Here is a 22,133-nt window from a genome sequence, read left to right as displayed (position 1 = left end):
TTAATGGCGGCGTTCGGCGTCCGGCGAAAGAGCGCGACGCGGAGATATCCACGCCGGGTTCAGCACCGTGTCGACCACGGCGCCGACCTGGGCTCGGGCGGCGTCCAGACCCCGGCCGGTGTCGATGACGAAGTCGGCGCGCGCGCGCTTTTCCGCATCGGGCAGCTGGCGCGCCAGAATGGCCTCGAACCGTTCGCGCGTCATGCCGGGACGGGCCAGCACCCGCTCGGCCTGAATGGCGGGATCGGCCGAGACCACCACCACCGCATCCACCCCGGCGTCGCCGCCGGTTTCGAACAGCAGGGGAATATCCAGAACGGCCAGACGCACGCCCGCCGCCCGCGCCGCCTCCAGATCCTCGACGCGGCCCGCCGCGACCAGCGGATGGACGATGGCCTCCAGCCGGCGAAAGGCGGTCTCGTCGCGCCCCAGCGCCTCGGCTAAACGCACCCGGTCCACCGCGCCGTCCGCCACCACGCCGGGGAAGGCGGCGCCGACCAGATCGACCGCCGCGCCGCCGGGGGCGTAAAGCCGATGCACCGTTTCGTCGGCGTTCCAGACCACGGCGCCCCGGTCGGCGAACATGGCCGTGGTCGTCGACTTGCCCATGCCGATGGAGCCCGTCAGACCGATCAGGATCACCCCGCCTCTCCCAGATGGTTCAGCACCCGCCGGCGCACGTCGGTCTCGGGAACCGCACAGCCGAAGATCGCCTCGAACGACGGCCGCGCCTGACCGATCAGCATGGCCAGACCATCGACCCCGACCAAGCCTCGCGCCCGTGCGGCGGCCAGCAGCGGCGTCTCCAGCGGGCGATAGGTCATGTCCATGACCACCGTGTCCGCCTCCAGCCGCGCGACGTCGAGATCGGGCCGGACGCTGAGCGCATTGACCACCAGGACGGCGTCAATAAAGGCGCCCTGCGCCTCGACTACCGTCACGCCCGCGCCGATATCGGCGGCCAGCCGTTCGGCCCGGTCGCGCGAGCGATTGAGGATGCGGACTCCGGCCCCGGCCGCCGCCAGGGCGCCCGCCGCCGCGCGCGCCGCCCCGCCCGCGCCCACGATCACCACCGGCTGGCCCTCGACACGAAGCGCCGGCGCCTGTTCCGCAAGAGCGTTCATCAGCCCATGACCGTCGGTGCTGTCGGCCGCGACGCGCCCGTCCTCGAACACCAAGAGATTGGCCGACCCCGCCAGACGGGCGGCGTCGGACACGCGATCCGCAGCGGCGAAGGCCTGTTCCTTATAGGGGGCGGTGACGTTCAGCCCACGCAGCCGGCCCGAACGCCCCTGATCCAGCAGGGCCGCGAACTGATCGGGCGTCTCCGGCCCATGGGCGACATAGGCGGCGTCCAGACCCGCCGCCGCGATCCAGGTCGTGTGGATCAGGGGGCTGAGCGAATGGGCGATGGGCCAGCCGGCGACCCCGGCCTGGACGGTCATCGGTCCAGCACCCCGGCCCGGCGCAGCTCCGCCAGAACCGGCCACAACGGCAGGCCCAGAACGGTGAAATAGTCGCCGTCCACCGCCGCGAACAACTGGGCGCCCAGTCCCTCCAGCCGATAGGAACCGACGCAAGCCAACAGGGCCTCGCCCTCGGCCGCCAGATAGGCATCCAGGAAGGCGTCGGAAAAGTCGCGCATCCGCATCTCGACCGTATCGACGCCGGACCAGACGATCTGGCCCTTGTTCGCCAGGGCGGCGCCGGAATGAAGCTGGTGCGAGCGGCCGCGCATGGCCTTCAGCCGCTCGCGTGCCTCGTCCAGCGACCGGGCCTTGGACACCAAGCCGCCGTCGAAGGCCAGGGTCTGGTCCGACCCCAGAACCCAGGCGTCTTCGTCGTCGCGCGACACGGCCAGGGCCTTGGCCTCAGCCAGACGTACCGCCAGGGCGGCGGGGTCCAGATCGCCGGAGGCGGCCTTGATCGCGTCCTCGTCCACGCCGGCGACCCGCACGTCGAAGGCAACCCCGGCGTTTTCCAGCATGGCCCGACGCGCCGCGCTCTTGGAGGCCAAAATCAGGGCGTCGCTCACCAGGTGGTTCCGATCTTGTGGTTGCGATGCTCGCTGAGCAGATTGGTGATGGCGGCCGCCGTTTCCTCGACCGAACGTCGGCTGACGTCGATGGTGGGCCAGCCGCGCCGTTCGAAGGCCCGCCGCGCCTTGATCGTCTCGTCGCGCACCGCCTCCTGATCGGTATAGGCGGAGGACGGATTGGCGTTCAGATTGTCGATCCGGTTGCGCCGGATCTGGACCAGGCGATCCGGCGAGACGGTCAGGCCGATGACCAGCGGGTTCTTCAGCTGCGTCAGCCGCTCGCCGTCCTCCTGTCCCGGCACCAGGGGGACGTTGGCGGCGCGGATGCCCCGGTGGGCCAGATAGATGCAGGTCGGGGTCTTGGACGTCCGGCTGACGCCGCACAGCACCACGTCGGCCCCCTCCAGCTGCTCCAACGAGCCCTGGCCGTCGTCATACGCCATGGCGAAGTCCAGCGCCGCGATCCTGTTGAAATAGTCGTGGTCTAGGGCGTGCTGGGCGCCGACCCGGGTGGACAGGGCCGCGCCGAGATAGCGCGACATGGCCCCCACCAGCGGATCGAGCGCGCCGATCTGGGGCATGTCCAGCCGACGACACCCCTCTTCCAGCTGTTCGCGCAGATCGCGATCGACCAGGGTGTGGAGAACCACGCCGGGGGCCGAGGCGACCTCCTGCAGCACCCGCTCCATCTGTTTGTCCGAACGGACCAGGGCGTAGATGTGTTCGATGGGGATGACGCCGTCGAAACGGGCCGTGACCGCCTTGGCCATGGCGTTCAGCGTCTCGCCGGTGGAATCCGACACCAGATGGACGTGGAAATAGGTGGCCAGACGACCGGGATTGGACGGCCGGACGCCGGGCGGTCGGGCAGGGCTCATACGGTCGGTCTCCCTGTTGAAAGTTCGGGGACGGCGGGGGATCGCCGGGGCGCCGTCTGTCTTAGCCGCTCCGCGTTCGCGCCGCGAGCGGGGATGAAGGTGGATCGCATCATCCGAAGGCGGCCGGTTCATCCCAAGGCGGAAAACCCGTTTCGCCTTCGCTGTGGAAAATCCTAATGGAAGGTTAACGTCGCTTAACCGCATTCACAGGCGCAAAGCCCCGCAAAGCCTTTGCCGTTAAGGTTTCGTTAGGGATTGTCCACCGCCGGGAAAGGCCCGACGACGATCCCCGTTAACGATAGTCGGGCCGGGGATATCCGCTTTTGTTCCGCCGCCACGGCGCGAGTCATCCCCGTCATTCCACCGCCCTACCTGCCACTTCGAATCTTTTAATTCTTATTTTGATTAGGGATTGAGAGCGGGGGGCTGTGACCTTAATCGTCCCGCATGACCGATCCGAACCGAACCGACGATCAGATCCGCCCGGATACGCCCCGGATGATCCGGGCTCTTCGCGGGGAGACGCTGGAGCGTCCGCCCGTCTGGTTCATGCGTCAGGCCGGGCGGTATCTGCCGGAATACCGTCGGCTGAGGGCCGAGGCGTCGGACTTCATCGCCTTCTGCCTGAACCCCGAGATGGCGGCGGAGGCGACACTTCAGCCGATGCGCCGGTTCGGCTTCGACGCCGCCATCGTCTTCGCCGACATCCTGTTGATCCCGCGCGCCCTGGGTCAGGACGTCTGGTTCGAGACGGGGGAGGGGCCGCGCCTGGGCGAAATGCCGATCCCCGGCCGGATGGCGGAACTGGCGCCCGGCGCGGGCGAGCATCTATCGGCCGTGGGCCAGACCCTGTCGATCGTGCGCGCGGCGCTGGAGCCGGAACGCGCCCTGATCGGCTTCGCGGGCGCCCCCTGGACGGTCGCCACCTATATGCTGGACGGCGAACACCGCACCATCGGCAAGGGCGAGCGCGCCCAGGCCCGCACCTATGCCTATGCCGATCCGAAACGGGTGGACGAGACGCTGGAGGTTCTGGTCGAGGCCACGGCCCGGTATCTGAAGATGCAGGCCGACGCGGGCGCCCAGGTGCTGAAGATCTTCGAGAGCTGGGCCGAGGGGCTTCCCGACGACCTGTTCGAACGGCTGGTTCTGAAGCCTCACCAGGCGCTGGTCCGGCGCACGCGGGAGCTGGGGGTCGACGTGCCCCTGATCGGCTTCCCACGCGGCTCTGCGGCGCTGGCGGAGCGGTATGCGGAAGAGGTCGAGGTCGACGCCGTGGCGCTGGACACCGCCTGTCCTCTGGAGGTCGGCAAACGGGTGCAGGCGATCAAGCCGATCCAGGGCGCGCTCGATCCTCTTCTGCTGCGTGCGGGCGGCGATCTGCTGGACCGCCGCGTGGATCAGCTGATGGAGGCCTGGGGGCAGGGGCCGTGGATCTTCAACCTGGGTCACGGCATCCTGCCGGATGTGCCGATCGACCATGTCGAACGGGTGCTGAAACGGATCGGCGCCCAATGACCGACGCGCGGGAGGGGGCGGGTCTGAAGGGACGCCGGATCGCCGTCGTCCTGTTCAATCTGGGCGGGCCGGACGATCAGGCCTCGGTCAAGCCCTTTCTGTTCAACCTGTTCAACGACCCGGCCATCATCGGCCTGCCCGGCCTGGTGAGAACGCCGTTGGCCCGGCTGATCTCCAGCCGCCGGGAGACCGCCGCCCAGGCCAACTATCGGCTGATGGGCGGGGGATCGCCGCTGTTGCCCGAAACCCAGGCCCAGGCCCAGGCGCTTCAGGCCGTGATAGCCGACCGGATGCCGGGCGACGAGGTTCGGGTCTTCATCGCCATGCGCTACTGGAACCCTTTGACCGAGGAAACGGCCGCCGACGTCGCCGTGTTCGGCCCGGACGAGGTGGTGCTGCTGCCCCTCTATCCGCAGTATTCGACGACCACGACCCAGTCGTCGCTGCAGCTCTGGACCGCGACCTATGCCGGATCGGGCGTCAGCCGGGCCGTCTGCTGTTATCCTAGGGCCGCCGGCTGGATCGCCGCCCAGGCCCAGGCCATCGAACGGAAGCTGGACGAGGCGGGCGAGGCGTCGGTGCGGGTGCTGTTCTCCGCCCACGGCATTCCTGAAAAGCTGATCAACGGCAAGGGCGACCCCTATCAGGAGCAGGTCGAAACAACCGTCGCCGCCGTGGTCGCCGAGATCGAGGCCCGGCGCGGCCCCATCGACCACGCCCTCTGCTATCAGAGCCGGGTCGGACCGATGAAATGGCTGGGGCCGTCGACGCCCGAGGCGATCCAGAGCGCGGCCGACGACGGGGTCGGGGTGGTCGTCACCCCTATCGCCTTCGTCTCCGAACATATCGAAACCCTGGTCGAGCTGGACATCGAATACGCCGAACTGGCCCATCAGAAGGGTGTCCAGCCCTATCTGCGCGCCCCGGCCGTCGGGATCGAGCCTCTGTTCATCGACACCCTGGCCGATGCGGCCTTGGGGGCCTTGAACCGAACCGGCGTCGCGCCGCACGGCCAAGGCTGCAAGGCGGACTGGAAGGCCTGTCCGCATCGTAACGGGAGACACGCGGCATGAACCTGTATGATCTGGCGCGCGGCCTGCACATTCTGGCGGTCATCGCCTGGATGGCCGGGATGCTGTTTCTGCCGCGCCTCTACGCCTACGACGTGGAGCAGAACGCCAAGCCGGAACCGCTGCGCAGCGAAATGCAGGGGTTGTTGCGGCTGTGGCAGACGCGGCTTCTGCGTATCATCATCAATCCGGCGATGATCCTGGCCTGGGGGTTTGGCCTGTGGCTGATCCATATCGACGTCTCGGCGCGCGGCGCGGCCTTTCTGGCCGAGCCGTGGATGGTGACGAAACTGGTCGGCGTTTTCCTGCTCAGCGGCTGGCACGGCTTCCTGGCCGTGCAGAGAAAGAAGATCGCCGCCGGCACGTCGAAATATTCCGGCAAGTTCTGGCGCATGACCAATGAGGTTCCGTTCGTCCTGGCCATCGTCATGGTGCTGTCGGTGACGACCGAATGGCGGTTCGGCTAGGCGGCTTCGCTTGACCTGGGCCGCCGGCTGTGGTTCCGCTGGCGGCGAACCGTTCGACCCTGGCGTCGGCGGTCCCTCTCTTCCTCGCGACGCCTGCCGGTTCGACCAGCGGGACTCCGTCGCGCCCTCCTCCGGCCGAAAGGCCAGACATTCCCAGAGACCCGACGCCGCAGCGTTCGTCTGCGTGCGCCCGCGAGCCTGCATCATGACCGACGTCCGCGACACAAATCCTGATACTCCCGAAAACGAAGGCGTTGAGGCCCAAACCCCGACCCATCACGGCGCCGCACATGAAGCGGGCGAGGCGGCGGGCGCCGACTCCGGCGTCGACACCACGGCCGAGGAAGAGGACGACGGCGAACCCGTCGTCGCCAACGGCCGCATCACCCTGGCGGAACTGAACGAGAAGACACCGGCCGACCTGGTCGCCTTCGCCGAACAGCTGGAAGTCGAGAACGCCTCCAATCTGCGCAAACAGGATCTGCTGTTCGCCATCCTAAAGGCGCTGTCGGACGAAGAGGTCGAGATCATCGCCGACGGCGTGCTGGAAATCCTGCCAGACGGGTTCGGCTTCCTGCGCAGCCCCGACGCCAACTATCTTCCGGGGCCGGACGATATCTATGTCTCGCCCTCGCAGATCCGCCGCTTCGGCTTGCGCTCGGGCGACACCGTCCATGGCGCCGTGCGCGGCCCGCGCGAGGGTGAGCGCTACTTCGCCCTGCTGAAGGTCGACACGATCAATCTGGAAGACCCGGAACTGGTCAAGACCAAGGTCCTGTTCGACAACCTGACGCCCCTCTATCCCGAGGAGCGGCTGCACATGGAAATCCAGGACCCGACCCTGAAGGACCGCTCGGGGCGCGTCATCGACATCGTCGCGCCCCTGGGCAAAGGCCAGCGCTGCCTGATCGTGGCGCCGCCGCGCGTCGGCAAGACGGTGATGCTGCAGAACATCGCCAAGTCGATCGAGAAGAACCACCCCGAGGTCTTCCTGATCGTCCTTCTGATCGACGAACGCCCGGAAGAAGTGACGGACATGCAGCGCACAGTGAAGGGCGAGGTCGTGGCCTCCACCTTCGACGAGCCCGCCACCCGCCACGTCGCGGTCGCCGAAATGGTGATCGAAAAGGCCAAGCGTCTGGTCGAGCACAAGAAGGACGTGGTGATCCTGCTGGACTCCATCACCCGTCTGGGCCGGGCCTATAACGCCACCGTCCCGTCGTCGGGCAAGGTGCTGACCGGCGGCGTCGACGCCAACGCCCTGCAGCGGCCCAAACGCTTCTTCGGCGCCGCGCGCAATGTGGAGCAGGGCGGTTCGCTGACCATCATCGCCACGGCCCTGATCGACACCGGCAGCCGCATGGACGAGGTGATCTTCGAAGAGTTCAAGGGCACCGGCAACTCGGAAATCGTGCTGGACCGCAAGGTCGCCGACAAGCGAATCTTCCCCGCCATCGACGTGCTGAAGTCCGGCACCCGCAAGGAAGACCTGATCACGCCCAAGGATCAGCTGGCCAAGACCTATGTGCTGCGTCGCATCCTGAACCCCATGGGGCCGCAGGACGCGATCGAATTCCTGCTCGACAAACTGCGCCAGTCGAAGAACAATTCCGACTTCTTCCAGTCGATGAACACCTGAGACGGCGCTCGCCGTCGGGCGTTCTGTTTCACGTGAAACGGAGCTGAGGCCGATGAAGATCAATGTCGAGGTCGATTGCACACCCGCCGAGGCGCGGGCGTTTCTGGGTCTGCCTGACGTCACGCCTCTGAACGACGCCATGGTCGCCGAGATGCAGAAGCGGATGCAGGACAATGTCGCCGCCATGCAGCCCGAGGAACTGATGAAGACCTGGACCAGCTTCGGCCTCCAGGCGCAGGATCAGTTCCGCCGGCTGATGGAAGCGGCCGTGAAATGAAACGCGCGTCTTGAGCGACACCATCTTCGCCCTCGCGACCCCGCCTGGTCGCGGAGCCATCGCCGTGATCCGTCTGTCGGGACCACAGGTGGAGCCGACCCTGACGGCTTTGGGCGCCCATGGGCTGAAGCCGCGCATGGCGTCGGTTCGCAGTCTAAACCACGACGGCGCACATATCGACCAGGCGCTGGTCCTGCGGTTCGTCGCCCCGCATTCCTATACAGGCGAAGATTCGGCCGAACTGCATCTTCACGGCGGACGCGCGGTGGTGGAGGCCGCCAGCCGAGCCCTGATCGCGCTCGGCGTTCGACCGGCCGAGCCCGGCGAGTTCACGCGCCGCGCCTTCCAGAACGGCCGTATGGACCTGGCCCAGGCCGAGGCCGTCGCTGACCTGATCGACGCCGAGACGGCCGCTCAGGCGAAACAGGCGCTGGGTCAACTGGATGGCCGGTTGAGCGAAACCTACGCCGGTTTCCGCCGCGATCTGCTTCACGCCCTGGCCCTGGTCGAGGCCGAGATCGACTTCCCCGACGAGGAGGTGCCTGACAATCTGGCGCGGACGGCGGGTCCGGTGCTGGACCGGCTGATCGCCGACTTGCGCCGCGCCATCGACACGGGACGGCGCGGAGAGCGGGTCAGGGACGGCTATCGCATCGTCCTGATCGGCGAAACCAACGCCGGCAAGTCTTCGTTGTTCAATGCCCTGATCGCGCGTGAAGCCGCCATCGTAACCCCCATCGCGGGCACGACGCGCGACGTTCTGGACGCCGAACTGGTGATCGGCGGCTATGCCGTCACCCTGTCCGATACGGCGGGCTTGCGAGACAGCGACGATCCTGTCGAGGCCGAGGGGGTGCGTCGCGCCCGCGCCCGCGCGGCCCAGGCCGACCTTCGCCTTTGGGTTCGGGCGCCGGGTGATGCCGAGGGAACGGCCGCGGACTACGCTCAACCGGGTGATCTGATCGTTGCGACCAAGCGTGATCTCGGCAAGCAAGACCTCGGCAGCGACCATGAAGTCCTGCACATCAGCACCACGACCGGGGAGGGGCTCGGCGCGCTGCACGACTGGATCGCCGCCCGGCTGGCGAAGGATCTGGCGGGGGCGGACTTTCCCGCCGTGACGCGGGAACGCCACCGTCTGCGTCTGGTCGAGGCGCTTTCCGCCGTTGAGGCCGGCAAGGCTATGCTGGATGTTTCGCCGGAAATGGCGGGCGACGATCTGCGACGTGCGGCGGAGGCCCTGGCGCGCGTGACCGGCGGCATCGGTGTAGAGGACATACTGGGACAGGTCTTTTCGACCTTCTGCATCGGCAAGTGACGCCTTAGCCATACCGATGTTTCACGTGAAACAGAGGCCGACATCGGTTTGCTGTCACTGGCGAAAACACCTGATTTGGCCTATGTGGCGCGGATGATCGATCCCAACGAAATCGTCTGCGACGTCGTCGTCATCGGCGGAGGCCATGCCGGCTGCGAGGCCGCCGCAGCCTCGGCGCGCGCGGGCGCTCGCACGATCCTGCTGACGCAGAAGCTGGAAACCATCGGCGAAATGTCCTGCAACCCCGCCATCGGCGGTCTGGGCAAGGGGCACCTCGTGCGCGAAATCGACGCCCTGGACGGCGTCATGGGGCGGTTAGCCGATGTCTCAGGCATTCAGTTCCGTCTGCTGAATCGTTCCAAGGGCGCGGCTGTGCGGGGGCCGCGCAGCCAGATCGACCGCCGCCTCTATCGCGAGGCGATGCAGGCGGAGTTGGCGTCGACGCCGAACCTGACGCTGATGGCCGGAACCGCCGAGCGGTTGCTGCTGGATGGCGAAAAGGTCGTGGGCGTGACGACCGGGGCCGGAGAAACGATCCGAGCCGGCGCCGTGGTTCTGACGACCGGCACCTTCCTGAACGGCGTCATCCATCGCGGCGATGCGCGCATTCCCGCAGGGCGTCATGGAGAAGACCCGTCCACAGGTCTGGCGGCCGATCTTCACGCGGCCGACTTGACGATGGGACGATTGAAGACGGGCACGCCGGCGCGGCTGGACGGCCGGACCATCGCCTGGGACCGGCTGGAGATGCAGCAGGCGGACGCGGCGCCGTCCGCCTTCTCCTTCATGACCGAAGCCATCACCGTACCACAGATCGCGTGCGGCGTGACCCATACGACGGAAGAGACCCACCGCATCATCGCCGAAAATCTGGGCGAAAGCGCCGTCTATGGTGGGCGGCTGTCGGGGCGGGGGCCGCGCTATTGCCCCTCCATCGAGGACAAGGTGGTGCGGTTCGCGGACAAGACGAGCCACCAGATCTTCCTCGAACCGGAAGGTCTGGACGATCCGACTGTCTATCCGAACGGCATATCGACCTCGGTGTCGGAACCGACCCAGCTGGCCTTTCTGCGCACCATCCCGGGCTTGGAGGCCGTGGAGGTGTTTCGCTACGGCTACGCCATTGAATACGACTATGTTGATCCGCGCGAACTGACGCCGGCGCTGGAGGCCAAGAAACGGCCGGGCCTGTATCTGGCAGGCCAGATCAATGGCACGACAGGCTACGAAGAGGCGGCGGCGCAGGGGCTGATGGCGGGACTGAACGCTGCCCGTGCGGCGGCGGGCGAGGGGCCTGTGATCCTGGGCCGCGACCAAGCCTATATCGGAGTGATGATCGACGATCTGGTTACACGCGGCGTGACAGAGCCGTATCGGATGTTCACCAGCCGGGCGGAATACAGACTGACCCTGCGGGCGGACAATGCCGATCAGAGGCTCACGCCGCTGGGGATCGAGATCGGCATCGTCGGAGAGGCCCGTCGCGAGCGGTTCCAGCGCAAGGCGAAGCAGTTGGCCAAGGCCCAGACTGTTTCACGTGAAACGCTGTTTACACCCAAGGAAGCGGGCGCCTTGGGAATCGCCGTGAACGCCGACGGTCGGCGTCGGTCCATGCGCGAACTGCTCGCCTTTCCGGACGTGACGCTCGATCAGTTCCTCCCTGCCATCGCGGAGATCGCCGCTTGGTCGGAGGACGTCCGGGAGCAGGTTGTGATCGACGCCGGTTACGCCAACTATCTGGATCGGCAGTCTCTGGACGCCAAGGCGCTCAAAACCGAGGAGGCGCTGAAGCTGCCGATAGACCTGGACTACGAAAGCATCGGTGGGCTGTCCAATGAGGTGCGCGAGAAGCTGGCGCGGATCAGGCCCCTGACCCTCGGGCAAGCGGGTCGGATCGAGGGGATGACGCCGGGCGCGCTAACCGCGTTGCTGGCCCATGTGAAGCGCGGTCCGCGCGAAACGATCGCCGCCTGATGCTGGACGAACAAAGGGCCGCCTTTCAGGCGTGGGCCGGCGCGACGCCGGATCAACTCTCCGATCTGGAGGCGTTTCGCCTTCGGCTGGGGGAGGCCAATGCCGTGATGAACCTGGTCGGGCCAGACAGTCTGCCGGATTTCTGGAACCGCCACGCCTGGGATAGCGCCCAACTGATGCAAAGGGCGCCGGAGGCCCTGACCTGGGCCGATCTGGGGGCGGGGGCCGGATTTCCGGGCGTGGTGCTGGCGATCCTGTCGAAGGGGCGACCGGACGCCCATGTGTGGCTGATCGATTCGCTGGGGAAACGGTGCCGTTTTCTGCAGGAGATCGTCGATGGGCTCGACCTGCCGGCGACGGTCATCAATGGTCGGGCGGAGGCGCAGGCCGTGACATGCGACATCGTGACGGCGCGCGCCGTTGCGCCGATGGACAAGTTGCTGGGTTATGCACAGCCCTACTTTGAAAGGGGTGCACAAGGTCTGTTCCTCAAGGGGGAGAAGGCCGAATCCGAGTTGATCGAAGCGCGGAAATCCTGGCATTTCGAAGCCGAACTGGCCCCGTCGCAGAGCGACCCGCGCGGCCGCATCGTGACAATTCGGAGTGTTCGACGTGCCCGCAACAGGTCGTAGCAAACAGCCCGCACGGGTCCTGGCCGTCTCCAACCAGAAGGGCGGCGTGGGCAAGACCACGACGGCCATCAACCTCGGCACGGCTTTGGCGGCTATCGGCGAGCGCGTCCTGATCGTGGACATGGACCCGCAGGGCAATGCCTCCACCGGACTGGGTGTTCCACGTGAAACACGGCGCGTGACTATATACGATGTGGTCGTGGATCAGCGGTCCATCGACGATGCGGCGGTGCAGACCACGGTTCCGGGGCTTTGGATCGTGCCGGCGGATGCGGATATGTCGGGCGTCGAAATCGAACTGAGTCAGGCGGATCGTCGGTCCTATCGACTGCGCGATGCGCTGAGAGCACATGATAACGGCCCTACCGCGTATGACTATGTGCTGATCGACTGCCCGCCGTCCCTGAACCTGCTGACGCTGAACGCCATGGCGGCGGCGGATGCGGTGCTGGTGCCGCTGCAGTGCGAATTCTTCGCGCTGGAGGGACTGAGCCAGCTGATGCGGACCATCGACATGGTCAAACACAGTTTGAACCCGTCGCTGGAAATCCAGGGTCTGGTCCTGACCATGTTCGATCGCCGCAGCGCCCTGTCGGGCCAGGTGGCCAACGATGTCCGCGCTCATTTCGGCGACAAGGTCTATGAGAGCGTCATACCGCGCAACGTGCGTGTGGCCGAGGCGCCGTCTTTCGGCAAACCGGCCCTGATCTATGACCTGAAATGCGCCGGCAGCCAGGCCTATCTGCGTCTGGCGCGCGAGGTCGTGAAGCGTGAGCGCCAACGGCTGAAACTGGCCGCCTGAACCCTAGAAGAAGAAACGGAAGCAGTATCTTGGCTGAACGACACAGAGGTCTGGGCCGCGGCCTGTCGGCGTTGATGGGCGAGAATGCGGAGGCGCCGGTCGCCGCCGATGCGCCGACGCCCGCCGGCGTGCGGCGCGCGCCGATCGAAAGCCTGAAACCCAACCCGGACCAGCCGAGAAAAGTTTTCCGTCAGGAAGACCTGGAAGAGCTGACCGCCTCGATCCGCGACAAGGGCGTGCTTCAGCCGATCCTGGTGCGGACCCAGCCGGGCGAGGAGGGCGTCTGGCAGATCATCGCCGGCGAGCGGCGCTGGCGCGCGTCGCAGGCCGCGCGCCTGACCGAAGTGCCGATCGTGGTCCACGAGATGGACGACGTGGAAGTGTTCGAGGTCGCCATCGTCGAGAACGTGCAGCGCGCCGATCTGAACCCCCTGGAAGAGGCCGAAGCCTATCGCGTGCTGATGGAGCGGTTCGGTCGGACCCAGGATGCGGTCGCCGGCGTGGTCGGCAAGAGTCGCAGCCATGTGGCCAACACCATGCGCCTGCTGCAGCTGCCGGAACGGGTGCTGTTCTATGTGCGCGAAGGCAAGCTGTCGGCGGGCCATGCGCGGGCGCTGATCAACACGCCCGATCCGGGGCAGCTGGCCGATATCGCCTTCGTCGACGGTCTCAGCGTGCGCGAGACCGAGGCATTGGCCCGCCGCGCGCTGGAGGGGCCCAAGGCGCCAAAGGCCCGGTCGGGTGGGAGCAAGACCAGCGGCGGCGGATCGGCGGATGTCGTCGCCCTGCAGCAGGATTTGGCCGACGCCCTGGGGCTGAACGTCCAGCTGACCGACCGGGACGGCAAGGGCGAGCTGACGATCCGTTACGGCACGCTGGAGCAGCTGGACGACCTGTGCCGACGCCTGATGCGGGGTTGAGAGGCGGGATGTGATAGGGTGGGCGCATGACCGATCAGAACACGCCCACCGCCGCCGAAAAGCTGAAACAGGCGCTCGCCGCCAAGAAGGCCAAGGCGGGGCATGGCTTCAACGGCCAGGTCGGCGCAAAGGCGGAGGAAAAGACCGTTGCGGCGCGCAATGTCGCCATGGCCAAGCCCGCCTTCCGCCGCGCCTCGAAGCGCGGCTAAAGCCCCAGCCGTCGGGCGCGGCTCGCGATCTCCAGCAACAGGCGTTCGGCGATCAGCTGGTCGGGCATTCCGGTCGTCTTGGTGGCGACATCGGCGGTGTTGATGCTGTCCATGACCTCGTCCAACGCCTCCAGCCGCCAGGACCTGGCCTGACGCAGCATTTCCGCCTCCTGCTTCCAGAAGACGCCGGCGGCCTTTGCGGCCTCCTTGGCGTTCGCGCCATTGGCTTGCAAGATATTGATTCGACGTAGTTTTCCGAGGTGCATGGCGGCGAACCGCACGGCCATGACCGAGGATTCGCCCTCGGCGAAGGCGCGTCTCAGGCCCGACTGAGCGGGGGCGGGGCGGGCGCCGAAGGCCTGGAGCGCGGCTTCGGACAGGGAGGCGTCCGGCTCGACCCCCAGATGCTGCTCCAGAGCGTCCGTATCCAGCGTCCGGCCGGAACCGGGGCCGATGAAAAGGGCCAGACGCTCGATCTCCTGACGCATCAGGCCGCGTTCGCGGGGCAGTCGGGCGACGAAACGATCCAGGGCGTCCGATGTCAGGCCGACCTTGTCGGCGGCTAAAGCCTCGCGCACCATCCGGGCCACGTCGCCGGTTTCGTCCTCGTAGCAGACGATGCCGACCGCGCCGTCTTCCTTTTCCGCCGTCTTGCGCAGCGCCGATTCGCGGCCCAGCTGATCGGCCTCGACCACCAGCATGGCGTCGGGATTGTAGCCGCCCTGGGCATGGATCTTCAGCGCGGCGGCGACGGCCTTGTCCACGCCGGGCTTCAGGGCCGACAGACGAATACGCACCAGACGACGGCCGCCCATCAGGGACATGGCCGTCAGGGCCTCTTCCAGCCGGGTTTCATCGCTGTCGATGTCGCTGTCGGTCAGAACGGTGACGTTGAAGGGGTCGTTCAGGTCCGGCGTGACGGTCTTGCACAGCGTTTCCGCCCGCTCCGCCACCCCGGATCGGTCCTTGCCGTGGATCACCGCAGCTCGGATCGCCGGATCGGGCGCCTTCAGGAAGCGTTCGATCTCTGGGCGTTTGGCCAGGATCAATCGATCCTCCCCCGAGAAGCGCAGCGAAACGGGGGAGGGGGACCGCCGCAGGTGGTGGAGGGGGCGAGGGCGCACACCGAGTTTGGGGTCGCCCCCTCTACCACTCCGTGGTCCCCCTCCCCCGCTGTGCGGGGGAGGATCACTTGGACAACGCCTGCATGAGGTCGAGCCGGATCAGGCGGGCCAGCTCCGACGCGGCGCGCTCTTCGCCGTCCTGCTGGGCGGCGATGGCGGCATAGGGCTGGTCGGCGGCGGCGTAGGTGGTCGTGACCGTCTCCGTGCCGGTGACGGGCGCGCCGCCGGCGGCCGGGGTCAGGGTCCAGGTCGCCTTGACCGTCAGTTCGTATCGGGTCGCGGTGTCGTCGATGCGTCGGCCCAGGGGACGACGCTTCTGCTCGACCTGGGTAGTCAGGCGATACAGCGGCGTGGCGGCGCGGTCCCAGGCCAGGGCGTCCTCCAGCTGCTCGCGCAGCCGGTAGCCCAGCCGGTCGTCCTGCGTGGTGACGGCGATGCGGCGCAGCGACGACCCCACGGCCGGTCCGGCGTACAGGGGCGTGAAGCCGCAGGCCGACAGGGCCAGCGACGCCAGGACAGCGAGAGCGGCCGCGACGCGCATCAGCCGGCCACCAGATTGACGATGCGGTCCTTGACCACGACGATCTTCTTCACGCTCAGACCCTCCAGACGCGCCTTGACGGTGTCGTCGGCCAGAACCAGCGCCTCGACCTCGGCGGGCTCCATGCCGCGCGGCACGCGGATTTCCGCGCGACGCTTGCCGTTGATCTGGATGGGCAGGACCACCTCGTCGTCGGCCGCCAGCGCAGCGTCCCACACGGGCCACGGCGCGTCCAGAACCATGCCGTCCTCGCCCAGCCGGGTCCAGCATTCCTCGGCCAGGTGCGGGGTGAAGGGCGCGATCAGACGGGCCAGGGCCGACAGGGCCTGACGTTTGGCGTCACCGCCCGCCTGGCCCGCGTCGCGGATGGCGGCGACGAAGGCGTAGAGCTTGGCGATGGCGGAGTTGAAGCGGAAGCCCTCGACGCCTTCGGACACGGCCTTGATGGCCTTGTGCGTCTCGCGCAGCAGATCGGCGTTGGCCTTGTCCTCGCCGGCGAAGGCCGCGTCATAGGCGTCGAAAAGCGACCAGGCGCGCTGGACGAAGCGGCTGGCGCCCTCGACGCCGCCGGGGGTCCATTGCACGTCGCGCTCGGGCGGGCTGTCGGACAGGACGAACAGACGGCCGGCGTCCACGCTGTGGCTTTCCAGGATTTCGGCCGGGGCGACGACGTTCTTCTTGGACTTGGACATCTTTTCGATGTCGCCGATGATCAAGGTCTCGCCGGTCGACAGTTGGCGGGCCGAACGCACGCCATTGTCGTTCTTGAGCTCGATGTCGGTCGGCTCGACCCAGCCGCCGTCGGCGCGGCGATAGGTCTCGTGGACGACCATGCCTTGTGTGAACAGACCGGCGAACGGCTCCTTCACCGACAACATGCCGGCGTCGGACAGGGCGCGGGTGATGAAGCGGGCGTAGAGCAGGTGCAGCACCGCGTGTTCGACGCCGCCGATATATTGATCGACCGCCAGCCAGCGGTCGGCGGCGGCCTTGTCGATCGGCGCCTCGGCAGTCGGGTCGGTGAAACGGGCGAAATACCAGCTGGAATCGACGAAGGTGTCGAGGGTGTCGGTCTCGCGCGTGGCGTCCGCGCCGCACGACGGGCATTTGACGTGCTTCCAGGTCGCGTGACGCGCCAGCGGGTTGCCGGGCACGTCGAAGGTCACGTCGTCCGGCAGTTCGACCGGAAGCTGGTCGGCCGGAACCTCCACCGGGCCGCAGGACGCGCAGTGGATGATCGGGATGGGGCAGCCCCAGTAGCGCTGGCGCGACACGCCCCAGTCGCGCAGGCGATAGATGGTTTCGGCCCGGCCCTGGCCTGCGGCCTCGACCCTGGCGATGGCGGCGGCCTTGGCGGCCTCCACGTCCATCCCGTCTAGGAAGCCGGAGTTGAAGATGCGGCCGGGACCGACATAGGCCTCGCTCCCGATCTCGACCGTTTCGGCGTCGTCCGGCTTGACCACGGGCGTCACCGGCAGATCGTATTTGCGGGCGAAATCCAGATCGCGCTGGTCGTGGGCGGGGCAGCCGAAGATGGCGCCCGAGCCATAGGTCGACAGCACGAAGTTGGCCGCCCAGACGGGCAGGGTCTTGTCCGGGTCGAACGGGTGGCGGACGCGGACGCCCAGATCGACGCCCAGTTTCTCGGCCTTTTCGATCTCGGCCTCGCTGGTCCCGGTCTGGGCGCAGGCCTTGATGAAGTCGGCGACGTCCGGCCGATGTTCGGCGATGGCCTTGGTCAGCGGGTGGTCGGGGGCCAGGGCCAGGAAGCTGGCGCCGAACAGGGTGTCGGGGCGGGTCGTATAGACCTCGATGGGGTCGCGGGCATGGTTCGGTTCGCCCTCGGGCGAGGCGGGCAGGAAGGCCGGCGCCTCGGCGATGGTCCACCACAGGGTCGCGCCCTTGGACTTGCCGATCCAGTTCTCCTGCATCAGCCGGACCTTTTCGGGCCAGCGGTCCAGGGTCTTGAGACCCTCGATCAGGTCGTCGGCATAGTCGGTGATCCGCAGGAACCACTGGTTCAGCTTGCGCTTCTCGACCAACGCTCCCGAGCGCCAGCCCCGCCCGTCGATGACCTGCTCATTGGCCAGGACGGTGTTATCGACCGGATCCCAGTTGACGACGCCGTCCTTGCGATAGACCAGGCCGCGCCGATACAGCTCCAGGAACCAGGCCTGCTGCTTGCCGTAATATTCCGGGTCGCAGGTGGCGAACTCGCGCGACCAGTCCAGCGACAGACCCAGAAGCTTCAGTTGCTCGCGCATGGTGGCGATGTTGGAATAGGTCCAGCCCTTGGGATGGATGCCGCGTTCCATCGCCGCATTCTCGGCCGGCATGCCGAAGGCGTCCCAGCCCATCGGGTGCAGAACGTCGAACCCCTGGGCGCGCTTGGATCGCGCCACCACGTCGCCCATCACATAGTTGCGGGCGTGGCCCATGTGGATGGCGCCCGACGGATAGGGGAACATCTCCAGCACATAGTATTTCGGCCGGCCGGTGTCCCTGGTGACGAAGGCGGAGGCCTCGGCCCAACGGGCCTGCTGGCGGGGTTCGGCGGTCTTGGGTTCGTAACGGGCCACGGTCGTCCTGAAAGTCGAAAAGGGCGCTGACGCCCTCCCGACTGAACTAGCCCGAAGGACGACAGCGCCCAAGAAGTAATGCGTTTCGGCGTTCCCAGCAGGTCCGACGAAACTAGACTAGTCGGCGTTCAAACAGCCCGAAAGGCGTTGGCGCCGACAAAGAACCAAGGCGGGCCTCAGCCCGCGTTGGACAGGTTCAGCTGGCGCGCCTTGGTCAGGATGGCGTTTTCCAGATCGGCCTCGGTCTGGGCGGCGACCGGGGCGGCGGTCCATTGACCGTCGGCGCCCTTCATTTCCTTGGTCACCGTGACGTTCAGCGCGTCGGCGCGCAGACGAGTGTCCAGGATGAAGACGGTCGCCTTGAAGCGTTCGTTCGGCGTCTGGGGGTTGATGTACCAGTCGTAGTTGATCACGCCGCCCCACGGATCGGCGGTCAGCAGCGGCATGAAGCTGAGGGTATCGAGCGAGGCGCGCCACAGATAGGCGTTGACCCCGATGCCCTGCTGGACATTCGTCTTGGGCGCGGACTTCTTGCCACCGACGAAGGGAAGGCTGGAGCAGGCCGAAAGCGACGCGCCCAGGGCCACGCCAGACACCAGCACGACCGCGACGTTGCGAACCAGGGCCTTGTTGAGGCTCATCAAGAGAAGTCTCCGTAAACTCAGGGACGTGGGAGCCCTCGCTCGCACGGGCGCGCGACGCGATGAAACGCCGACTGCACGGCTCTATAACACGGTGAAAAGGGGCGATGACAAGGCGAAGTCGCGGCCGGCGCAGTCCTATGCGGCCCACGTTTGCGACAAAGCGACGTCATTCGGCCCGAAGCCGGCCAAATCCCGTGACGCTTGAGACACATACGCCGACAACAATGAAGGGGAACCTTGTTATCGAGCGGTCATTCCGTTGACCGGGCCGACGCCCGGTGTCTAATCGCCGGGTTCACGACTATATAAGGTCGGTCCGGGGTGGAAACGTCGCCTTTCGGCGGGGTTCGAAGGATTTGGTTATGCGGTTCGGTGGTTTCCTGGCTGTGGTGATGGCGACGATGGCGCTTGCCGTCTCGACGTCCGCGCTCGCTCAGAGCGCGTCCAACACGGTCTCGCTGTCGGAAGCCCAGAGCGCCCAGCGCAATTCTACGACACCGCAACGTCGTGGCCTTCGCCTGAACGACCGGGGCCGCTGGGGTCTGGATTTCAACCTGAACCAGCCGGTCGGACGCGAAACCGACTGGGGCGATGTCGAGGCGGGCGCCTATTATCGCCTTAACGACCGTCTGCGCGTCGGCGCCGCCGCCGCCGTGGCGACGCCCGAGGCCGATCCGGCCCGTGCGGCCGAAACCAACGGTCGCGCCCAGCCGCGCGTGCGTCTGGAAACCATCTTCAAATTCTGATCTTCGGCGGCTCGCCGAAGGCCCGCCGGATCGCATCGACGCCCGCCAGACCGCAGGCGCCGACGATCCGTCCCGCGTTTTTCGCCTCGATCCCGCCCAGCGCATAGACCGGCGCGTTCGCCTGCGCCGCGTGCGTGGCGAACCCGTCCACGCCCAGGGCCGGCTTCGACGCCGAGGCCCCGCCGGCGGGGAAAACAGGCGACAGCACCAGGGCGTCCAGACCTGTCGGCGGCGCCGCCTCGCCATGCCAGGCGGCGGTCAGCAGCCAGTCGGGGCGGGCCGCGCGCAGCACCGGCGCCTGGTCCGCCGATCGTTCGGGCAGATGCAGGCCGTCGGCCGACACCGCTTGCGCCAGATGGACGTCCAGCCCGACCAGAAGCCGAACCCCGGCCTTCGTCGTCGCCTCGCGAAGTTTCCGTCCGGTCTCGACCGCGTCCGTCGCCCCGAAGGCGCGATAGATCACCGCCGAACCGGCCGGCAGCCGGACCGCCGTCGCCCACGGCCTGGGGGTGCGGGCGGGATCGGTGAAGAACAGCAGGGGCGGCAGACCGACGGCGGCCGGGCTGACAGCGGCGGCGGCGCGGTTTAGAGCGGTCGCGACGTTCCAGAGCGTGCGCGCATCGTCGCTGTAACCGGCTGGCAGGATCATGACCCCTTCTTCTCCCGCTTCCGCCTCGCCGTCCATCGCCGAACGGGTGGCCGAGGTCCGCGCCCGCATCGACGCCGCCTGCCGGGCGGCCGGGCGCGATCCCGCCGATGTCGTCCTGACCGCCGTGTCCAAGACGCAGGAACCGGAAGCCATCGACACCATACTGGCCACCGGCCAGCGCGTGTTCGGCGAAAACCGGGTGCAGGAGGCGCAAGGCCGCTGGACCGACCGCATCGCCGGTCTGCCGGGCCTGGAACTGCGGCTGATCGGGCCGCTGCAGACCAACAAGGTCGAGGACGCGGCAGCCCTTTTCGATGTGATCGAGACCCTGGACCGCGAGAAGCTGGCCTGGGCCCTGGCCGAGGCGGCCGAGAAACGCGGCCGATCGCCGCGTCTGCTGGTCCAGGTCAATACGGGGGCCGAACCTCAGAAGGCCGGCGTGCTTCCCGATGCCGCCGACGCCCTGATCGCGGCGGCGCGGGAAACTTATGGGCTGACAGTGGAGGGGCTGATGTGCATTCCCCCCGCGGATAAGGACGCGGAACCGCATTTCGCGATGCTGCGCGGCTTGGCCGAGCGCAACGGTCTGTCGGTGCTGTCGATGGGGATGAGCGGCGATTACGAGACCGCGATCCGGTGCGGCGCGACCCATGTGCGGGTCGGAACGGCGCTGTTCGGGGAACGAAATCGGCCCTAAAGGGCCTCTAGCCCGTAACCCGATGTGAATATTCACGCCCCCAAGCCTTGGCGCGGGGGCCAAGCCTCGCCATTGTCAGTCCCATGCCTACGCCCAAGACCATCCTGATCATCGACGACGACGACGACCTGCGCGAGGCCCTGGCCGAGCAGTTGAACCTGCATGAGGAGTTTCGCACCCAGCAGGCTTCGACCGCGACGGACGGGGTGCGGATGGGGCGCGAGATCCGCGCCGACCTGATCCTGCTGGACGTCGATCTGCCCGATATGGACGGGCGCGAGGCCTGTCGCCTGTTGAGGAAGGACGGGGTGTCCACGCCCGTCATCATGTTGACGGCGCAATCGGCGGACGCGGACGCCATCCTCGGACTGGACGCGGGCGCCAACGACTATGTGACCAAGCCCTTCCGGTTCGCCGTTCTGCTGGCGCGCATCCGCGCCCATCTGCGTAGCCACGAACAGTCCGAGGACGCGGTCTTCACCATCGGCCCGTATGAGTTCCGGCCCGCCGCCAAGGTGTTGATGGACGCTAAGGGCAAGAAGGTGCGGTTGACCGAGAAGGAAACCAACATCCTGAAATACCTCTATCGCGCCGGGGCCAAGCCGGTGTCGCGCGAAGAACTGCTGACCGAGGTCTGGGGCTACAACGCCGGGGTCACGACCCACACGCTGGAAACCCACATCTATCGCCTGCGTCAGAAGATCGAGCCGGAGCCGGGTCATGCCCGTCTGCTGCTGACCGACGCGGGCGGCTATCGGCTTCAGCCGTAAGGCTCAGTCGGCCGTCTTCGGGCGGATCGCGAACATCGGCAGGAAGACGTGGACCAAGGGGCCGATGGTCACGGCGTACAGCACCGTGCCCAGACCGACCGAGCCGCCCAGCAGCCATCCCACGGCGATGACGGTCAGTTCGATACTGGTCCGAACCCATTTCACCGGCCAGCCGGTGCGGGCGACGATGCCGGTCATCAGGCCGTCGCGCGGACCGGGCCCCAGACCTGCACCGATATAGGCGCCGCTGGCCACGCCGTTCAGGACGATCCCAAGGACGAGCAGGCCTGTTCGCAACGGCAGGCCCAGGCCGGACGGGATAAGATCCAGTCCGACGTTCGCGACCGTCCCGATGACAAGAACATTGGCCACCGTGCCGACGCCCGGCTTCTGGCGCAGGGGTATCCAAAGCAACAGCACGGCCAGGCCGATCAGATTGACGACCAGACCGAAGCTGATCCCGGCCGGATGGGCGAACCGTTCGAACACGCCCTGGTTCAGCACGTCCCACGGGTCCAGCCCCAGATCGGCGCGCACGATCATCGCAATGGAGAGGCCGTAGAGAACAAGGCCGGCGAATAGCTGGGTCAGGCGACGGGTCATGATCGGGACTTGCCTGAAACTGGCTATGTAAAAAAGGG

General features: G+C 67.1%; 24 protein-coding genes. 14 read left to right on the top strand and 10 right to left on the bottom strand.

Annotation, left to right across the window (positions count from 1 at the left end):
• From coaE to SH203_RS13870, 4 genes are read right to left on the bottom strand one after another with little or no spacing between them, the layout of a single operon-like run.
• The gene (gene coaE / locus SH203_RS13885; protein ID WP_087121552.1) at positions 1-642 is read right to left on the bottom strand and encodes a dephospho-CoA kinase; all 642 of its coding nucleotides are present in this window, start codon (positions 640-642) and stop codon (positions 1-3) included.
• Complete coding sequence (locus tag SH203_RS13880) at positions 639-1,445, bottom strand: shikimate dehydrogenase (RefSeq protein WP_087121551.1); 807 nt, start codon at positions 1,443-1,445, stop codon at positions 639-641. Before SH203_RS13880 ends, coaE begins: the two co-directional genes overlap by 4 nt.
• Positions 1,442-1,987, bottom strand: coding sequence for a nucleoside triphosphate pyrophosphatase (locus SH203_RS13875; RefSeq protein ID WP_234989521.1), 546 nt, complete (start codon positions 1,985-1,987; stop codon positions 1,442-1,444). The genes SH203_RS13880 and SH203_RS13875 overlap by 4 nt, the downstream gene beginning before the upstream one ends.
• A gap of 44 nt (positions 1,988-2,031) precedes the next feature.
• The gene (locus SH203_RS13870; protein ID WP_087121550.1) at positions 2,032-2,916 is read right to left on the bottom strand and encodes a pyruvate, water dikinase regulatory protein; all 885 of its coding nucleotides are present in this window, start codon (positions 2,914-2,916) and stop codon (positions 2,032-2,034) included.
• A 447-nt stretch (positions 2,917-3,363) separates the two neighbouring features.
• Here SH203_RS13870 and hemE point away from each other — a divergent pair, with 447 nt between their 5' ends.
• From hemE to SH203_RS13815, 11 genes are all read left to right on the top strand, one after another.
• Complete coding sequence (hemE, locus tag SH203_RS13865; protein ID WP_087121549.1) at positions 3,364-4,434, top strand: uroporphyrinogen decarboxylase; 1,071 nt, start codon at positions 3,364-3,366, stop codon at positions 4,432-4,434.
• The gene (hemH, locus tag SH203_RS13860; RefSeq protein ID WP_087121548.1) at positions 4,431-5,507 is read left to right on the top strand and encodes a ferrochelatase; all 1,077 of its coding nucleotides are present in this window, start codon (positions 4,431-4,433) and stop codon (positions 5,505-5,507) included. Before hemE ends, hemH begins: the two co-directional genes overlap by 4 nt.
• Complete coding sequence (locus SH203_RS13855) at positions 5,504-5,971, top strand: CopD family protein (protein WP_087121547.1); 468 nt, start codon at positions 5,504-5,506, stop codon at positions 5,969-5,971. The genes hemH and SH203_RS13855 overlap by 4 nt, the downstream gene beginning before the upstream one ends.
• 205 nt (positions 5,972-6,176) lie before the next feature.
• Entirely contained in the window at positions 6,177-7,610 is a 1,434-nt protein-coding gene (gene rho / locus SH203_RS13850) for a transcription termination factor Rho (protein WP_087121546.1), read from the top strand.
• Between the two features lie 52 nt (positions 7,611-7,662).
• Positions 7,663-7,887, top strand: a complete 225-nt coding sequence (locus SH203_RS13845) for a DUF6489 family protein (protein ID WP_087121545.1) — start codon at positions 7,663-7,665, stop codon at positions 7,885-7,887.
• Between the two features lie 10 nt (positions 7,888-7,897).
• Positions 7,898-9,205 (top strand): tRNA uridine-5-carboxymethylaminomethyl(34) synthesis GTPase MnmE, encoded by a 1,308-nt coding sequence (gene mnmE / locus SH203_RS13840; RefSeq protein WP_087121544.1) that lies wholly within the window; start codon positions 7,898-7,900, stop codon positions 9,203-9,205.
• A 93-nt stretch (positions 9,206-9,298) separates the two neighbouring features.
• Positions 9,299-11,179 carry a tRNA uridine-5-carboxymethylaminomethyl(34) synthesis enzyme MnmG gene (mnmG, locus tag SH203_RS13835; RefSeq protein ID WP_087121676.1) on the top strand — a complete coding sequence of 627 codons (1,881 nt, stop codon included), beginning with the start codon at positions 9,299-9,301 and terminating at the stop codon, positions 11,177-11,179.
• Entirely contained in the window at positions 11,179-11,811 is a 633-nt protein-coding gene (gene rsmG, locus SH203_RS13830) for a 16S rRNA (guanine(527)-N(7))-methyltransferase RsmG (RefSeq protein WP_087121543.1), read from the top strand. The genes mnmG and rsmG overlap by 1 nt, the downstream gene beginning before the upstream one ends.
• Entirely contained in the window at positions 11,792-12,613 is an 822-nt protein-coding gene (locus SH203_RS13825; protein ID WP_087121675.1) for a ParA family protein, read from the top strand. Before rsmG ends, SH203_RS13825 begins: the two co-directional genes overlap by 20 nt.
• A gap of 29 nt (positions 12,614-12,642) precedes the next feature.
• Positions 12,643-13,533, top strand: coding sequence for a ParB/RepB/Spo0J family partition protein (locus SH203_RS13820; protein WP_200808958.1), 891 nt, complete (start codon positions 12,643-12,645; stop codon positions 13,531-13,533).
• A gap of 26 nt (positions 13,534-13,559) precedes the next feature.
• Positions 13,560-13,742 carry a hypothetical protein gene (locus SH203_RS13815; RefSeq protein WP_087121541.1) on the top strand — a complete coding sequence of 61 codons (183 nt, stop codon included), beginning with the start codon at positions 13,560-13,562 and terminating at the stop codon, positions 13,740-13,742.
• Here the strand turns inward: SH203_RS13815 and holA are convergent.
• The 4 genes from holA to SH203_RS13795 all read right to left on the bottom strand — a co-directional run bounded on the left by holA (position 13,739) and on the right by SH203_RS13795 (position 18,627).
• On the bottom strand, positions 13,739-14,791 hold the full coding sequence (gene holA, locus SH203_RS13810; protein ID WP_087121540.1) for a DNA polymerase III subunit delta: 1,053 nt from the start codon (positions 14,789-14,791) through the stop codon (positions 13,739-13,741). The genes SH203_RS13815 and holA overlap by 4 nt on opposite strands.
• 139 nt (positions 14,792-14,930) lie before the next feature.
• The gene (lptE, locus tag SH203_RS13805; RefSeq protein ID WP_087121539.1) at positions 14,931-15,407 is read right to left on the bottom strand and encodes an LPS assembly lipoprotein LptE; all 477 of its coding nucleotides are present in this window, start codon (positions 15,405-15,407) and stop codon (positions 14,931-14,933) included.
• The gene (gene leuS, locus SH203_RS13800; protein ID WP_087121538.1) at positions 15,407-17,986 is read right to left on the bottom strand and encodes a leucine--tRNA ligase; all 2,580 of its coding nucleotides are present in this window, start codon (positions 17,984-17,986) and stop codon (positions 15,407-15,409) included. The genes lptE and leuS overlap by 1 nt, the downstream gene beginning before the upstream one ends.
• A 176-nt stretch (positions 17,987-18,162) precedes the next feature.
• Positions 18,163-18,627 (bottom strand): DUF3576 domain-containing protein, encoded by a 465-nt coding sequence (locus tag SH203_RS13795; RefSeq protein WP_087121537.1) that lies wholly within the window; start codon positions 18,625-18,627, stop codon positions 18,163-18,165.
• A 365-nt stretch (positions 18,628-18,992) separates the two neighbouring features.
• On the opposite strand from SH203_RS13795, the gene SH203_RS13790 reads away from it, so the two are divergent.
• Positions 18,993-19,376 carry an NtrZ family periplasmic regulatory protein gene (locus tag SH203_RS13790; RefSeq protein ID WP_087121536.1) on the top strand — a complete coding sequence of 128 codons (384 nt, stop codon included), beginning with the start codon at positions 18,993-18,995 and terminating at the stop codon, positions 19,374-19,376.
• Here SH203_RS13790 and SH203_RS13785 read toward each other — a convergent pair.
• Positions 19,366-20,025, bottom strand: coding sequence for a thiamine phosphate synthase (locus SH203_RS13785; RefSeq protein WP_200808957.1), 660 nt, complete (start codon positions 20,023-20,025; stop codon positions 19,366-19,368). The two genes, SH203_RS13790 and SH203_RS13785, sit on opposite strands and share 11 nt — an antisense overlap.
• Between SH203_RS13785 and SH203_RS13780 the strand changes: the two genes are divergently transcribed.
• Positions 20,024-20,722: a YggS family pyridoxal phosphate-dependent enzyme gene (locus tag SH203_RS13780; protein WP_087121534.1), complete on the top strand. Its 699-nt coding sequence runs from the start codon at positions 20,024-20,026 to the stop codon at positions 20,720-20,722. The genes SH203_RS13785 and SH203_RS13780 overlap by 2 nt on opposite strands.
• Before the next feature lie 83 nt (positions 20,723-20,805).
• Positions 20,806-21,492: a response regulator transcription factor gene (locus tag SH203_RS13775; RefSeq protein WP_087121533.1), complete on the top strand. Its 687-nt coding sequence runs from the start codon at positions 20,806-20,808 to the stop codon at positions 21,490-21,492.
• A 3-nt stretch (positions 21,493-21,495) separates the two neighbouring features.
• Here SH203_RS13775 and SH203_RS13770 read toward each other — a convergent pair whose 3' ends face one another.
• Positions 21,496-22,095 (bottom strand): YitT family protein, encoded by a 600-nt coding sequence (locus SH203_RS13770; protein WP_087121532.1) that lies wholly within the window; start codon positions 22,093-22,095, stop codon positions 21,496-21,498.
• Positions 22,096-22,133 lie beyond the last annotated feature (38 nt).

Origin of the sequence: Brevundimonas sp. SH203 (assembly GCF_002157625.1) — a bacterium.
Lineage (GTDB): Bacteria > Pseudomonadota > Alphaproteobacteria > Caulobacterales > Caulobacteraceae > Brevundimonas.
Note: the sequence above shows the minus strand (reverse complement) of the source record. Positions and strands in the feature narration are given on the sequence as shown.